Source organism: Myroides albus (assembly GCF_024722315.1).
GTDB classification, from domain to species: Bacteria; Bacteroidota; Bacteroidia; order Flavobacteriales; family Flavobacteriaceae; genus Flavobacterium; species Flavobacterium album_A.
The window spans coordinates 2947802-2963838 of record NZ_CP102754.1 but is presented as its reverse complement, the minus strand read 5'-3'; the positions used below and the strand labels follow the sequence as shown (position 1 = coordinate 2963838).

The window sequence follows — 16037 nt, the reverse complement described above, 5'->3', positions numbered from 1 at the left end:
TTACTTATTTAACATCACTTGCCCAAAAAGACCAATCTTTCCCATTATAAATACAAAGCATTTTACTGTTTGTATCATAAGCAATAGTTCCGGCTGTAGGATTTTTAATATTTAAATGTGGACTCTCTACTCTAGGTAACACAAGAGCTTTTGAATCACTCTGTAAAACTAAAACTCCTGGTATAGTCAAATTTGGTTCTAAAGAAATACTACTTTGAACCCCTGAAATTTCCTGTACTCCATTGTAATACTCTAAATTTACTTCACCCGGTGTAACAGATAGATCCATATATTTTTCTTCCCCCAAAAAAAGAAGTACTTTCTTTTGTGTCTCATCCAAGAATAAGGTACCAGCTACTGATTCCTTATCTAAATTATCTTTTGCAAACACAGGTAAAACCATCCCTTTATTTTGCATATCAGCAAATTCAAGTATTGAGCTTTTAAACTCAATACTCTCTTTGCCAATTGTTACTTGTTGAGCATAAGTACTAACACTTGTTAATAATAACATAGAGATAATACCAATACTCCACTTTATATTCATTTTCATCCGTTTCTATTTTTTATTCCACACAAGATTGAATTATACAACCCCATTGCAGACCATTAAAGAGTTTTAAACAATTTTGATCAACATCAAATACAATCATACCCTCAACAGGAGATTCAATTTTAGTTATCTCTAAAGTGTGTAATCTTGTTGGCACAAAACCTTTAGAGAAAGAGTCTAATACTAAAAAAGCATTAGCATTTCGCTGGTCATTTGAAATATGAGTATCAAGTGTTGAGATATTAACGTAATCGGTAGGCGATACGAAATTCTGATCTATTACTCCAGGCATATAGCACACAGAGCAATATTCAACATTTAACTCTGTAAATGAATCATACACAGCTGAGTTTAAACAAACATCCTGATTGTCACTTGATAATTCAATAAATACATTTAAATCAAGAACTTTTTGTGTTAAAGAATCTACTTGTAAATCTATTTTCTTTGGAGCCTTTAAAACAAAAGTAATAGTAGACTCACCAACAGGTAACAAGAAATCCTCTATTGACAAGGAACCTTCCTCTACCTCAATTTCACTCTTTGAGAAATCAATAGAAGTTGATTTTAGAGAATCTTTAATTACCTGAAACTCTTCATTAAAATAAATATCAATATTGGTTTGAGCTAAATTATATGTATTACCATTATTATAAGTGGCTAAAAACGTGTATTGTGAATCCTCTGTAAAGCATTTCTTATCTAACAGCTGTAAGTCTACTAAAATTGGTTCGAACTGAGTCGCAGCTAATGCAGTTGTAATAGTTGGATTACATTGATCTGAAGATAGAAAATCACAACTCTCTAAAGTCACATCTTCATACATATCTGGATCATTCAAATCTTGTTTAGCAAGTCTTCTTTTATATGTAAAACTAGCTTTATTCTCATAATCCTGAACTTGAGCTTGTTTACTAAAATAAGCTCTTGCTCTAAAAGTTAAAGTTTTACCTCCAGGGATTTTTAATCGATCAATTTTTAACTCTTTGCTATCTTGGTAAGCATTTACAAATGCACCTTCAATGAAAACATTATCAATAGATAAACCATCTTTTTTCCACAATAATCCCTCAGGTAATATATTTTCAAATGGTACTACTTTAGTCTCACAATTATTATTGGTAATTCTATAGGTATAAACCACATCCTCACACATACTAACTTGCTGATCTGCTTGCAAACTAAAATATAACCCATCTTCATTTGATACTGGAATACTACTTGGACATCTAAAACTTAAGCTACCTATCCCAATTTTAGTTTTTGCTGAAGAACTACTCTCTCTTCTTACTGTATATTTAACATAAACCTTAGAAACAGCCCTCTCAAATTCAACATGAACAGTTCCAGCTACTCCAGTATAAGAAGAAGACTTCTCATTAGCTACAGCTTTAACACTACTAGCTTGATTAACAATTTCATAACTACTTTTATCTTGACTTGTTGAATAACTCAAAACAGGTTTTATAACAGTAGTACCACATAAACCATAAACTTCAACTTCATCATAATGTTTTCCTTTTTTATCTACATTGTAAATATCAAATTCCAATAAAGCAGAAGATGATAATTCCAAAAGAGTTGTTACAGATTCAGTATCGTTTTTAAGTTTTGCTTTTCTTAAAATCTCTAAAGAAGTTTTCCCACTAGCCTTAGGGTAACCTTTTTTAATAACTGTTGGATTATTTTGCATGGTAGTATTCTCATCAATCACTTTTACATCTACTGTAAAATTATCACCTAAATTATAAAAATGTTGAAGGTTACCTTTTTGCCAATCTGTCTCTAAAAAGCTTATTTGCTTAACTTTATCAAATTCACAAGTTTCACATTTTCCTTGAACTTCTACAGCTCCAAAACTAATGTAGGTATACTTATCTTGTAAAGGAAGTTCAAATGTATGTTCTCCATCCTTACCACCAATGTAGTTACCAACAATAGCACGATCCCATTGTCCACTCAAAGCTCGTTGCTCATCATTACTCAAAAGAAGATAAACCTGATATCCATCACCATTAAAAGCAAAATCAGCTCCACCAGCATTTACATTTAAAGTAATCTGATCAATATTAGTTTTATCTATTAACCATATTCTATCAATACCAAAATCATAATCTAAACACATACCTTGCTTGTCCTCCACATAAGTGGCTTGACTAACACTCTTGCCATTATCACCGAAAAAAACGGCTGATAAATCTTGATCAAACTCTTTTGAAATATTACTATATAACTCAGTTCCTTGGGTATATAAAGTTAAAATAGAACCAAGACCTGTTGAACGAGTTTTGTATATTCTAGATTCCGAAGCGTCATCTCTTACAAGACCTGCGACATTATTATGATACTTCCAGTTAACAACATCTTGTAGATACTCATTATAATTTCCTGGCCAAACTTTAGTTTCATCGGACAATACGTAATCATAGTTTAAGTAAGGATCGTTTCTATCAACATCCATTGTAATTCCGTACTTAACAGCTAAGTAAGACTGTACTTTCTCTTGCTGGTATTTATCCAATTCTTTTTCAAAGAAAATAACCTCTGAAATATTTCCTAAAAACTGTGCTTTTGTACGGCTTGCACCTCCAATAGTTGCACCTTGGGCTAACTTAAATCCCTCAGCAAAATCTTTCCCTTTATTTGTTGTAATTACGTCTTGCCAACCACCAAAATCATGAGTTATGGTAGCAAATCTGTTCTTATCATTGCTAGCAAAATCCGTTCGTTCATTTCGAACTTTAATCATTTGCATAGCTGTGGCACCTAAATTAAATCCTACTATATTACCATCTTGAATATGATTATTACCTATTGATGTAGCTCCATCATTTCTAAGCCTTCCAACTCCTTCCTCTGGTGCGAAACCCATAGCAGGATATCTAGTTCCGCTATCATTTGTGGGATCTGTTCCACCAAACCCATGAGTATAAAGTCTTTTATCTGATTTATTATCCTCCGCATAATAAATAACAAAAGTTGTTACTCCCAATGGAGAATTCTCAGTCATGGGCCTAGGGTCATGATTGGCTTTGTTAGGTGCATAATTACCATCTATGGCTAAGAATTGTCTATCTCCAAAGTGAACAGTATTATTAAAGTTCATTGATCTTTCATGATAAACAATAGTAGGACTGCCATCCTTTTTAGAACTAGATAAATCTTTAAAACTAAAATTGTTAAAATTACCAGAGTTATCTTTCCATACATCAACATTTTTTCCTTTCTCTAGTACAATATCTCCCTCATCATCTACTTTTAACCAAACTCTTAAGTCTTCAAAAACACCACCTGGACCAATTCTTTCAGATTGCGTTTGAGACCACATTACTGTATTTAGTAAAGCGATTAATATTATAAAACTTATTTTTCTCATCAAATTAATAGATTTAAACTCCTCTTTAGAAGAGGAGTTATTTTTCAAAAAAACTTTTTTACTTGATATACTCCAAGATTAATGTATATCCACCTGCTTGGTAATTAGTTATAATACTTCCTGGTATACCCAATAACAAGGTTGTCTTCTGACCTATTATTTGTTTTTTCACGACTCCTCTAACAATAGCATTAGTATCATCACTAATAAATTTAGCTTCTAATATTTTATTTGCAATAACTTGATTCACCTCAATTGTAGCTGAAGCTGAAGTTAAATTAATTGTATATACTTTTCGAACAATATCTTTACCATCAATCCATTTACCAATAACTGTTTCTTGTGATTCACTATACTGAGTTGTTTCATTCAATGTATTAGCTAGCTTTTGCTTATTATTTTTAAGAATTAGATCAAAATCATTGTTAACGTCTTCAGAAACTGTAATATTTCTCACCTCACCTTCTTCATTAGTAAACTGATAATATGTAAACTCATTATTTGGCGTGATTACAGGTTGAGTACCTTTACGTTCAAGACTAGTTATGGTTTCATTAAAAGTCCTCTCTGCATCTGTGGAATTATCTTTAGGATTTCCACTTTTAAAAATAAACCCTTTAGATTTTCCTGTTTCATTTAAAAGTTGAATAGAAGCGTAATTTTGAGAAGAAATAAACGTATCGTTTTGAGATAGTTCTGTAATAAACGTATCATTTGATGCCACGTTTTTAACAAATGTGTCATTGGATGATAACTCATCAATAAATGTAGTATTATTCGCAATAGTAGTTACAAACTTAGAGTTGTTGGCTATATCCTCTAACTTAACTGCAAACTCGGTATTTTCTGAATCTGTAATTACAAGCTCGTCACCCTGAAGCTTATAACTTGCTACTTTTGTATCAAAATCTGACCACTCAATACTTTGTAATTGATCGCTTCCATCTTTATAGTAAAAAGTATTAGCGTTCTTATCATAGTAAACATTACCATAAGTATTGGATAACTGAGAGATTATATTTGAAATAAATTCATCGTTATTATTTGTGATGTTAGTTACAAACGTATCGTTTTGAGACAGTTCTGTAATAAACGTATCATTTGATGCCACGTTTTTAACAAATGTGTCATTGGATGATAACTCATCAATAAATGTAGTGTTGTTTGCAATAGTAGTTACAAACTTCGAGTTGTTGGCTATATCCTCTAACTTAACTGCAAACTCGGTATTTTCTGAATCTGTAATTACAAGCTCGTCACCCTGAAGCTTATAACTTGCTACTTTTGTATCAAAATCTGACCACTCAATACTTTGTAATTGATCGCTTCCATCTTTATAGTAAAAAGTATTAGCGTTCTTATCATAGTAAACATTACCATAAGTATTGGATAACTGAGAGATTATATTTGAAATAAATTCATCGTTATTATTTGTGATGTTAGTTACAAACGTATCGTTTTGAGACAGTTCTGTAATAAATGTATCATTTGATGCCACGTTTTTAACAAATGTGTCATTTGATGATAACTCATCAATAAATGTAGTATTGTTCGCAATAGTAGTTACAAACTTAGAGTTGTTGGCTATATCCTCTAACTTAACTGCAAACTCGGTATTTTCTGAATCAGTAATTACAAGCTCGTCACCCTGAAGCTTATAACTTGCTACTTTTGTATCAAAATCTGACCACTCAATACTCTGTAACTGATCGCTTCCATCTTTATAGTAAAAAGTATTAGCGTTCTTATCATAGTAAACATTACCATAAGTATGCGCTAACTTATCGATAATGCTTTGAACTACTTTATCATTTGAAACAATGCTATCAAAGTTATCTCTGATTACATCAAGTACTGGAATATTATTTTTATTTCCTTTCTCGTCGGTAAAAATAAAATTACCTGGAGAAGTTGGATCATTTATTAAACTTGTATTTACTTGTATTTTTTCTAACAAAATACTTACAGTATCACCTTTAGAGTCCTTAAGAAATAGCGTATCATTCTCAACATATAGATTTTTATTAGATCTAGAATCAAAAGCGTCAAGATCAGTTGATGAAACAACCTTAATCCATTTCCTTTGTGCTTTATTCCAATAGTAATATCCAGGAACAATATCAGCAGACGTGTTAACGTTATATACTAATAAAGATTCAACTGCATTTTTTATTGTCAATTCATCTGTTGTAGACTTTAGACTAATTTGTGGAATAACAACTCCTTTATCAGCAGAGTTTATTTCAAGCATTGCTGAATCATGTGGTTTCATTGTTCCTATTCCTATTTGTGAATACGTCGTACCAGTTAGCATTAAAACAGCTATAGGTAGTAATCTTTTTTTCATAGTGTCGTTTTAAAATTATTCTTTAGAAGGTGAGCTTCTACTTTTCTCATTAACACTACAAATTTCAATCTACTTTTTTTAAAGATTAATTCATAAAGTCCACTTTTAATCCATTACAATTTTTTGTAACATTTTTAAGGTAGTTCAAAAAATTGGATAACTGTAAATCAAGCTCTTACATTTAAAAAGAAACTATTAATTAACACTTAGAAAAACAAAAAAAAAATTAAAAACAACTAAAAAAATACTATTAAAAATCTGAGGTAGCCTTATTTAAGTAGATATATTCTGAAGGAGAGATTCCTACTACACTTTTAAAACTTCTAAAAAAAGAAACGCGACTATTAAAACCACATTCAAAATAGAGATCATTGATAGACATATCAAAGGAATCATTTTTTATTAAACTTTGAGCATGTTTAATTCTGTACCTATTTATTACATTATTAAAATTACTTTCATGTACAATATTGAAGTATTGAGATAAATGATGTCTTGAAATTTTGGTCATCATAGAGAGTTTGCCTATACTTAAATTACGATCTAAATAAATTTTTTTGTTCTCAAGTAAATCAATTATTTTTAAATCGTAATCTGTTAATAAATCACTCTTAACTAATGAATTTAAATATTTTACATCTTTAGATGAAACAGATAAATCATTACTAGCTACTTTTTTAGAATTAAGATTTTGCAAGTGAATTTTTGCTTTAAATTGATATTGATTAGCAAAACTTGCACTAATAAAACATAGAGCCACAAAACTAATACCTAATAAAAGTTTAAAGGTATATATGTAATCAAACCCCCAAAAAGGAAATGAAATTAGAACAATTGAGATTAGTAAAAAAACAGAACTAAGCTTAAGAAAAAAATACTGTCGAAAGTCATCTACATTATGTTTAAAAACTATTGCATATACATTACATATGTATATTAAAAGATGAATACCAGATATTACATTAAAGACATTAAAATAAGGTAAAATTATTTCAACATCTAAAAACTCATCTATAATCAGCAATGTTAAATAAACAATAGACAAAGCTACAGGCAGTAAAAAGTGGATTAATATCCTAAATATAGACTTAGGCTCTACTCTATTAATGATCATTAAACTAATAATATATAAAAAAGGACCATAGAATAGAAAAAAAGGGCTCCCATAAATTGAGAAACTTTTTTCAGAAGTGAATATGAAAGTAAAATAGCTATAAACTATATGCAAAAACAAAAAAGCAATAGAGTATGTTATAATACTATTGGTTTTAATATTTATTAAATCGTATTTAACTTTCCACAAACAATAAATCAATAAGAATATATTGACAAAAAAAATAAAAGTAACTATCATTTAAAATAATTTAAAAAGTAAACTTTAATGAGAAAAGCAGTTCACTACAAATTATACTCAAATGTTTTACGATAAGCTGAAGGACTCTCTCCCACAAACTCTTTGAAATACTTTATAAAAGTTGATCGAGAATTAAAACCAGACTGCAGCATTACTCCATCTAATAAAAGATGTCTATTAGTTTCTAATAGTTTTTTTGCATACTCAACTCTATATTTTGCCAATAAAGAATAGAAACTCTCGTTTAACTCTGAGTTAATAACAGTTGATATTTGATTCTTTGGTTTATCTAACATTGTTGCTAAAGCATCTAAATTGAAACTAGAATCTAGAAATACCTTATCTATTATAAACAAATGCAAAATTTCATTTGCTAATTCACTAAGCTCACTTTGATTAATCGTTTTCAGAAAAGCAGAACAGAAATTTTCTTTAAAAAAGTACTCTTTACTTAAATTAGCTAAATGTAAACTAGAAAAATAATATGTTATAAGACTAAGTGTTCCATAAAACAAAAAAAGAATCACATGAATTAAACCATGAAAATCAGAATTGTCAAAGTTAATTACATAAGTAAAAATTTCGGTGACTTTAACACACAAAATAATCAACAATACATATAAAGAAATTAATATATAATATCTTAGCCCCTAAATAAGCTGGAGTGAAACTAGTAAATTAATTACATAACTTTGGACTTATGAAATACAAGAAATGGAGCTTATCTGAGAAGCTATCAATTTTAGAAGAAGCAGAAGAAAATGGGGTAATAGAAACTTGTCGTAAACACAGTTTAAGTACAGGTACTTTCTACTCATGGAAGAAGAAATTCGATTCTCAAGGAGAATCAGGATTAAGACCTGCTGTTTCTGACAAATCAAAAGAACTTAAAAAAGCAGAAGAAGAGAATAAGATTCTCCGTAAACTACTAAGTGATAAAGAAATAGAATTAGAAGTTCAACGTGAACTTCTAAAAAAAAAGTTTGGGACATCCGATCCAAAAAAGATCTGGTAGAATACTTTTATAGTAAATATCAAAAAAGTAAAGCTAAACTAATACATTGGGTTGGCTTAAGTGAAAGCACGTACTACTTCAAGGGTTCTGGCAAGTCAAAAGGTAATAAAGCTACTTTATTAACCTATCATAAAACCCAAGGTTGGGTTAATGAACAAACTGTTGTAGAGTCAATTAAAGAGCTTTTAAGGGGTGATTTTATGGATTGTGGCTACCGTATGATGAGCGAGTATCTTAAACGCGAAGGGTACACCATTAACCATAAAAAAGTATATCGTATCATGAAAAACGCCAAGCTTTTACAAACTCGTATAACTAGAGATCATTCGGATAAGAAGTACGTTAAGCATCGTAAAGTAAAGACTACGAGACCCTTAGAGTGTATTGAAATGGATATTAAGATGGTATGGATACCACAAAAAGGTAAAAATGCTTATTTACTTTCTGTAATTGATGTACACAGTCGTAGAATATTAAAAGACTACTTCAGCTTTAATATTAAGCAGAAGCAGGTAATAGAATTATTGTCAGGGCTTTTTGAAGAGTTAGATTACCCTAAAAATGTGGTTATTAGATCGGATAATGGTAGTCAATTTATTGCCAAGAATGTAAGAGAATATCTTTCCTTAGTAGGTGTATCACAAGAATTTACACACGTAGCAACACCAGAGGAAAATGCTCACATAGAAGCCTATCACGGTACTTTAAAAAGAGAGGTTTTTACTAAATTTGAATACTTTACTTTTGGACAAATAGAACAAATATTAAAGAAGTACGTAGTATTTTATAATAACAAAAGACTACATGGCTTGCTTGGAAAAATCACTCCAATGGAGAAATGGGAAAAGGACAAACACTTGATTTGTAGCAGAGAAAAAGTAGCCTAAAACATTATACTTTAAAAATTTAAAAATACTCTAGGTTTATAGGGGTCAAAACATATAATTGAATTCTAGAGCGTAAAAATTTGTTTTAATCTTTTTGAAATCCGCTAAAGACATAGTTATTCGAACTAGTGGATAAAGACTAAAAACAATAACTAAAATATTAAAAACAAGTTTCTTTTGAACAAAAAAAGAACTTGTAAGTAAAAAAAGTGTAAAAACAAAAACATCTAAATGCTTAACAATTTGTCTTTGTGCAACTCTTGATTTAAGAAAATATAAAACCAGATAACTTTGAAAATAAAACACACTCAGCTCTAAATCAAAATAATCAAAAAATACAGTTAAAGAAAGTAAACTAATTATTAAAAATAATAATTTATCAAATTGTTTTAGATAATTAATCTCATTTATCATGATTAACTAAAGCCTTATATAACCAATTAGTAATTTTACAAAGGTCCTTAATTTTACTAGTATTAACAAGTCAAAATATTTTGATACAAATATTAACAATTAAACAAAAACACAATAATTCACAATAAACATTAAATAATTTAATTTAATCAACTTATTTAAACTAAAAAATAAAAAAAAATATTAATCATAAATAAAAAAATAAACCACTATGGACTGAAAGTCCATAGTTTGTTAAAGCAGACTAAAGTCTGCCTGGGTGGAGCTACTTACTCAAGTATAAAGTTACCTCCGTTATCATTTGGTTTACGATGGTGTTCAAGATATTGATTTAGCATTTCATCAGTAATATTTCCTGTACTCCAACAACCAAAGCCTATTGCCCAAAAGTGACGTCCCCAGTATCTGTGCTTCAACTCAGGAAATTCTATTTGGAGTTTCCTTGAGGTACGACCCTTGAAGAGTTTGACAATATTACTTATGTTTTGAGATGGTCGATATTCTATATGAAGATGAACATGATCCTTTGATACTACACCTTTTAAAATTTGAATATCTTCTGCTTCACAAATCTGAATGATCAGACTACGACAACGTATCTGAATATCTCCTTCCAATACTGGATAACGATATTTAGTCACCCATACTATATGGGCGGTTAAACGTGATACACTATGTCCTCCGGTTCGTTGATATTCCATATATCAAAGGTAAACATTTTTAGAAGCTGAAAGCTAAATGCACTAAAGTGCATAGTTTTAACTACAGTCTGCGACCAATAAAAATAACTAAATATTCATAAATTTTATCTTTTTTATATCATTACTTTTACTTAAAGGGAGTCTTTATCCAACAAGACTATAGAATCAATACCTTATCAAACAAAAAAGATAGAGTAAAACTATTAATTACTCTATCCTTTTATAACTTATAACTACTTACTATTTATTGATATCTCACGGCTAGTTTATTGATTTTCTTTGCCTTTAAAATATCTCGATGACTCACCCTTAAACTCTGCCAAAGCATATCCGAGTTAATATCAATACGCAATATTTTGTAGTTAGATAAATCAAAAGCATCCAACACAAAGACATTCTCTATACTTTGATGGCTTTTAACCACATTAATATCCCTGTAAGACTTTATAGGTTTTAAGTCTATCTGCTCAATGGTACTTTTCTTTGATAGCTTTTTATCTAAAAGCTTAAAACTAACATAGTCTAAATGATAATCTAAATTACTTTTATTTTGCCAAGACAAGTGGAAGTACAACTTCCCTTCTTGAGTGTAAATACCCTTTAACTGCACTTTAATCCCAAAACTTGAATCTGAAATATTTAAAAAACTCTTATCTCTTTTGACAATAGATTCCAAAAAATAATCCACAAGAGTAGGACTAGTTTGACCAAACTCCTGAAAAAGAATATTACTATTTAAACGCTCCTTTTCGGTTTGTAGTTTCTTTAAATCATAATTCAAATTCTCAGGGTTATCACTATAATTTACATTAAAGTTATAAAACAAACCACTTTGAGTGATAACTGTAAAGTTGGTTTGTGTTATTTCTGAACTTATCGCTTTCAAGCGTAAAACATTCTCAGCTGATTCAACCTTACTGGCTATAATATCATTGCTACCTAAATCAACATATCGGATACTACTGTCAAATAAAATATGTGTTGTTTTGTTTAAAGTTAACTCTATTTGAAAAGGTTTTATCTCTGCACTAGTAAGATTATTGTGCAGTTTACTATTTTGTCCTACTGCCATGATTTGCATTAGAACTAAGCTAAATGTTATAATAAATCTCATAATTTTCATGTTTATTAGTTATTTTTATTGTTTGGGTAACAAGAAAACCTCTTGTCCTTTTTTAAAGGTTACTCGTTGGGTTTTTACTTTCTTTGAAAAGTAGCCTGATACCCCTTGAATGATTCCCTTTGTTAAATCTCCTGCAATTTGATCTGCAACACTCTTGGTCATAGAAATACTCGTTGCAGTACTCTGACCTGCATTAGCTAGAATTTCTTTACTCGCATCAATCTCTTGAGAATTTAATACCTCTAGTCCCCTTTGACCAAATCGGTCATAGCCAATTAATTCTACCTCAACAATGCTTTGATCTAACTTTATGGATTCCACAACAAACTCAGCTCGACCACTATTAAGAGTAACTCTTGCCACTATAACACTTTGTTTGCCCAAAGGAGCTCCTTGAATTAAAATATCCTCTAAAAGCAAAAGTTTCACCCATCCGTTATTTACAATTGTTTGATGCTCGAGTATACTTGCCTTTATTGAATTTTTAAACCCCAGTGATTCAGTAGTGGTATAAGCGGTATTAAACCCATTTACCTTTTGTTTTGAATTGAAAGTTGAATCCCCTTTTAAGGTAGAACTCAACTTTAAAGACGATACAACATTAAGTGATTTAAAATCAGATTCTACCGCTGCTATATTTTTATTAGGGCTTTGTTTAAATCCCAAAAGATCACTTTTAACCTCTGGTTGACTCCCGGGTATATACCGAGAGGCCATCTCAAAAGATTTCTGCATTAACTCTAAGTGTTCTTGCTTTCTCACTTGCCTATTATCAACCCCTTGTTTTAGCTCGGATTTTAACTGATCTAGCTCTTTAAAAAGTTTGTTATAATCATCCTTGTCTTTCTCTGGTTTATAAAACTCTGAAACGGCCTGATTAGCAAGTTGATAATTCTCTAAAGAGCGCCGCTTGGAAGACCACTCTAAGTTAGGGTAATCACTTACCTGTTGCACGGAATCTTTTTCAATATAATAATCCAAAAGTGTTTGATTACTATGACTATTACTTGTGTTTCTGGCCTTTAAAAACTCTTGCTCATAGGCCTTGAGTTTATCCGAGGGTAGTTCAATATTAGTAACCTCTGGAATAATTGGGTTAATATCACTTTTGTTGGAGGTTTCATACAAGAAAAGAAAATACATAACCACTGAGAAAATTCCAAATAGCCCCAAGTAAACAAAGTATTTTTTATATTTATTAAAAATTCCATTTTTGTATTTCTCTAAGACAAAACCTTTTGAACTTTGATTGTTACTTTGCATAAGTTTTCTTTAAAATTTTAATTGGTTTTAATTCTATTGTCCTATTATAAAGCATAGGTAAAGTAAGTTTTACCTTGTATGATTTATCAATAGGTTTAACCTGGTTTAGACTACTGAGAAAAACCTTTATACTGAGTATTAAATAAAAAATAAAGACAAAGACCAGTACTAAAGTTTGTTTTTTTCTATGCAAATTTGTCCACCAAGTATTAATGCTAAGTAGGTACTTTGAGTTTTTATTAAGCTTAATTTTATCTCTCATAGCCACTAACGTTTAATCGAACTAACTGTTTTATTCTCTAAAACAGTAAATTTCTCAATTATAAAGCCTTGGGGATTATTATCCGACCTTACCGCATTTAAAAGCTGACTACTAGTTATTATACTATTTTGAGTAATACTACTGGCTCTAATTACATGCTGAGTTAAATGCACTTTACTCTTATAAGGATATGACTTAAAATCAACCCATATGCTATCAACCGATACTCTTTGTTGAATACCCCCGGAGATAATACGAGAGTAATACCCTTTTTCAAGTAAATCTTGATAGTAATTAAAAGCACTTTTATCCGAGAGATTAAAGGCCCTTTGCATATTACTCTCAATGGCGGCTTTCTCTGGAGAGATACTAAAAAAGAATTCATGAAAACGCCTTAAATGTTCCCTTGCCTCAACAGGTCTATTTATACTTGCATCTTGAGAAAGAGCAAGCATTAAAGATTTGCCTTTATCAAGAACATATATTTTTTCTCTTTGTTGCTTGGCAAAATCATAGCTCTTGTAGATAGAAAACACCGTGACTAAAACACATAAGCTTGAAAAAACTAAAGTGTATAATCGTATTGTTAAAAATCTATTTTCTATATTTTTAAGTGATTTAAAATCCATAACTTACTTTTTAATCAATTGTCCTAAAATATTACCCCCAACAGATCCACTAACAGCACCTGCCATATTAGTTGTGCGTAAAGCAGTTTGATTAATATTACGAGTGTAATTCCCTCCTGCTCCTGCTTGAATAATCCAACTTGATAGAGTTGGGATTGTAAAATATCCCACAATACCAATTATCATAAATAAAATGTAAACAGTATCAAAACTATCTAACGTAGAAGTGGAAGAGCTAGTTAACCTCTCAAGGTCTTTTCCTATAATAAGGGTTTGTATTCTCGCTAGAATGCTACTTAAAATATCCGAGATTGGAAGCCATAAATACACACTAATATACCTTGAGAGCCACTGCGATAAACTCGATGAGAATCCACTCCAAATTGAAATGGCAAAAGCTATAGGTCCGAAGATACTGAGCACTATTAGAAAAAAAGTTCTAATGGTATCGATCACTAAAGCACTGGCGTGAAAAACATTCTCTAGAAGCTCTCTAAAGCCATCTCGAATACTCTTTTTAAAATCATACATCCCACGCTCTAAATACATGGTGCTTATACTAGTTAGATCAGATATAGACCAACCTAATTCTTGAATTTTATTATCAAATTCTTCATTGGACACCAAATAGGCCGTCTCGGGGTTATTGGCTAAAATTTGCCTCTCTAATTGATCCTTTTTTTGCTGTAACGCTCTAAGGTCAATCACCTGTTCTTTTAAAATTAAATGTGTTCCTTTAACCACCGGGCTCAAAACACTATTTATAGTTCCTAATACCAACGTTGGGAAAAACATAATACACAAACCTATAGCTAAAGGCCTTAAAAGAGGATACACATCAATAGGTTCTGCTCTAGATAAAGCAGCCCATACTTGTAAGGCTATATAAAAAAGCGCACCAAGCCCCCCTAAACCCTTTGCCATAGCAATCATATTACTAGCCAAGGGCATCATCTCGTTGTAAAGGTTTGCTAAAACCTCATGCAAATTATCACTTTCCATAACTACCAATATTTACTGTTAGACTCCCCATATAAATCAAGAATACTCTGGGTGTTACTCTTTTTTTTTGATCTTAAAATACTAACCGATATATTCTTTTTCGTATAGTAATCAACCAAATTATAATAGTATTTGACCCTGGAGTATATTGTATCGATAATATCCATTCGCTCTTTATCGTTTAAAGACAAACTTGTTTTGGTAACAATTTGCTTTAACTCGTTTAATAAAACAGTAGATTCAGACAATAGCTTAGCATACCCATTTGCAATAGCTTCAAGCTCTTGGTCAGAAAAATTACTATCGTTGAGCATTTTGGAGAATCCCTGTACATATAATTTAGATACATCCGAGACTAAAAGAACAGTCTGTTGAACTTTTCTAGCATCTTTTACAAGGTGATTCACAGATTCAAGTTTATTGTAGTAATCTTTAGTTTGATTATAGATTTTCTCTACTTCCTTAAAATTCCTAATAACATTTTCAACCGTTGCTGAAGTTTGCACAATCTCATTGGTACTATTGATAATACTTTGAGCAAAATTTCCCGGATCGTATACGGTCCATTGACCAAAACAAACACTTGAGAATAAAAACAAAAAAGCAGTTAATATTCTCTGATATATTTTTTTCATAAGTCATTACTTTTAAATTAAAACATTACTGTATGCGCTGCTCAACAAGAGCTTTAATGGCAAGTTCTACATCACCATCAAATTCTAAAGTAAGTTGCTCTAGTTTGAGTTTTTCCTTCTCCTCGGTGGTATAGGCTAAATATTCAGAATAGCTCACCTCTGTGGCATAAACCCCAGAGTGAGTACCACCTAAATCAATCCACACCTCTTTATAAAGCCTCTGAGGGTGATTATTTAAATTAATGGATAAGATTTGAGCTTTTTGTTGGGAGTTTAGTCCTAACATTTTTTGAATCTGATCAAACTTATTGATGTATTTACGCTGGTCTAAAAGAATCTTACAATCTGAATTATTGATAATGCTCTCTTTTACAATCGGAGAGTCAATTATATCATCAATCTCCTGAGTGACAACTATAGCCTCACCAAAGAATTTTCTAACGGTTTTAAGTAGGCTAAGCACCCAGCGCCTTATC

General features: G+C 30.8%; 13 protein-coding genes and 1 pseudogene. 2 read left to right on the top strand and 12 right to left on the bottom strand.

Going from position 1 to position 16037, the window contains the following annotated elements; translation table 11 throughout:
* Positions 1–4: 4 nt before the first annotated feature.
* The 5 genes from NWE55_RS13355 to NWE55_RS13335 form a co-directional block, all read right to left on the bottom strand.
* Positions 5–553, bottom strand: coding sequence for a phage tail-like protein (locus NWE55_RS13355; protein WP_155093381.1), 549 nt, complete (start codon positions 551–553; stop codon positions 5–7).
* A 13-nt stretch (positions 554–566) separates the two neighbouring features.
* On the bottom strand, positions 567–3977 hold the full coding sequence (locus NWE55_RS13350; protein ID WP_155093380.1) for a DUF8202 domain-containing protein: 3411 nt from the start codon (positions 3975–3977) through the stop codon (positions 567–569).
* A gap of 10 nt (positions 3978–3987) precedes the next feature.
* Complete coding sequence (locus tag NWE55_RS13345; protein WP_258204187.1) at positions 3988–6276, bottom strand: phage tail-like protein; 2289 nt, start codon at positions 6274–6276, stop codon at positions 3988–3990.
* Positions 6277–6526: 250 nt separating this feature from the next.
* A complete protein-coding gene (locus NWE55_RS13340; protein ID WP_196216240.1) occupies positions 6527–7390 on the bottom strand; it encodes a helix-turn-helix domain-containing protein in 864 nt (287 codons plus the stop codon).
* Positions 7391–7674: 284 nt separating this feature from the next.
* Positions 7675–7926 carry a helix-turn-helix domain-containing protein gene (locus NWE55_RS13335; RefSeq protein WP_258204186.1) on the bottom strand — a complete coding sequence of 84 codons (252 nt, stop codon included), beginning with the start codon at positions 7924–7926 and terminating at the stop codon, positions 7675–7677.
* A 404-nt stretch (positions 7927–8330) separates the two neighbouring features.
* Here NWE55_RS13335 and NWE55_RS13330 point away from each other — a divergent pair, with 404 nt between their 5' ends.
* Together NWE55_RS13330 and NWE55_RS13325 are read left to right on the top strand one after the other, a co-directional pair.
* Positions 8331–8645, top strand: coding sequence for a transposase (locus NWE55_RS13330; RefSeq protein WP_155093491.1), 315 nt, complete (start codon positions 8331–8333; stop codon positions 8643–8645).
* Entirely contained in the window at positions 8621–9532 is a 912-nt protein-coding gene (locus NWE55_RS13325; RefSeq protein ID WP_308860670.1) for an IS3 family transposase, read from the top strand. Before NWE55_RS13330 ends, NWE55_RS13325 begins: the two co-directional genes overlap by 25 nt.
* 683 nt (positions 9533–10215) lie before the next feature.
* On the opposite strand, the gene tnpA is transcribed toward NWE55_RS13325, so the two are convergent.
* The 7 genes and pseudogenes from tnpA to NWE55_RS13290 form a co-directional block, all read right to left on the bottom strand.
* A complete protein-coding gene (gene tnpA, locus NWE55_RS13320; RefSeq protein ID WP_155093506.1) occupies positions 10216–10647 on the bottom strand; it encodes an IS200/IS605 family transposase in 432 nt (143 codons plus the stop codon).
* A 244-nt stretch (positions 10648–10891) separates the two neighbouring features.
* Positions 10892–11761: a conjugative transposon protein TraN gene (traN, locus tag NWE55_RS13315; RefSeq protein WP_155093330.1), complete on the bottom strand. Its 870-nt coding sequence runs from the start codon at positions 11759–11761 to the stop codon at positions 10892–10894.
* A 24-nt stretch (positions 11762–11785) separates the two neighbouring features.
* Positions 11786–13033, bottom strand: coding sequence for a conjugative transposon protein TraM (gene traM / locus NWE55_RS13310; RefSeq protein WP_155093331.1), 1248 nt, complete (start codon positions 13031–13033; stop codon positions 11786–11788).
* 267 nt (positions 13034–13300) lie between these two features.
* Entirely contained in the window at positions 13301–13924 is a 624-nt protein-coding gene (traK, locus tag NWE55_RS13305) for a conjugative transposon protein TraK (RefSeq protein WP_155093332.1), read from the bottom strand.
* A 3-nt stretch (positions 13925–13927) separates the two neighbouring features.
* Positions 13928–14926: a conjugative transposon protein TraJ gene (traJ, locus tag NWE55_RS13300; RefSeq protein ID WP_155093333.1), complete on the bottom strand. Its 999-nt coding sequence runs from the start codon at positions 14924–14926 to the stop codon at positions 13928–13930.
* Positions 14927–14928: 2 nt separating this feature from the next.
* Complete coding sequence (locus tag NWE55_RS13295; RefSeq protein ID WP_155093334.1) at positions 14929–15561, bottom strand: DUF4141 domain-containing protein; 633 nt, start codon at positions 15559–15561, stop codon at positions 14929–14931.
* Between the two features lie 25 nt (positions 15562–15586).
* Positions 15587–16027 (bottom strand): annotated as a pseudogene (locus NWE55_RS13290) (TraG/VirB4 family ATPase); the annotation flags it as partial.
* Positions 16028–16037 lie beyond the last annotated feature (10 nt).

Coding starts and splice junctions, on each gene's coding strand:
- tnpA (WP_155093506.1), bottom strand. CDS start 10,647: ATGGAATATCAACGAACCGGAGGACATAGTGTATCACGTTTAACCGCC.
- traM (WP_155093331.1), bottom strand. CDS start 13,033: ATGCAAAGTAACAATCAAAGTTCAAAAGGTTTTGTCTTAGAGAAATAC.
- NWE55_RS13330 (WP_155093491.1), top strand. CDS start 8,331: ATGAAATACAAGAAATGGAGCTTATCTGAGAAGCTATCAATTTTAGAA.
- traN (WP_155093330.1), bottom strand. CDS start 11,761: ATGAGATTTATTATAACATTTAGCTTAGTTCTAATGCAAATCATGGCA.
- traK (WP_155093332.1), bottom strand. CDS start 13,924: ATGGATTTTAAATCACTTAAAAATATAGAAAATAGATTTTTAACAATA.
- NWE55_RS13335 (WP_258204186.1), bottom strand. CDS start 7,926: ATGTTAGATAAACCAAAGAATCAAATATCAACTGTTATTAACTCAGAG.
- NWE55_RS13340 (WP_196216240.1), bottom strand. CDS start 7,390: ATGATCATTAATAGAGTAGAGCCTAAGTCTATATTTAGGATATTAATC.
- NWE55_RS13345 (WP_258204187.1), bottom strand. CDS start 6,276: ATGAAAAAAAGATTACTACCTATAGCTGTTTTAATGCTAACTGGTACG.
- traJ (WP_155093333.1), bottom strand. CDS start 14,926: ATGGAAAGTGATAATTTGCATGAGGTTTTAGCAAACCTTTACAACGAG.
- NWE55_RS13355 (WP_155093381.1), bottom strand. CDS start 553: ATGAAAATGAATATAAAGTGGAGTATTGGTATTATCTCTATGTTATTA.
- NWE55_RS13295 (WP_155093334.1), bottom strand. CDS start 15,561: ATGAAAAAAATATATCAGAGAATATTAACTGCTTTTTTGTTTTTATTC.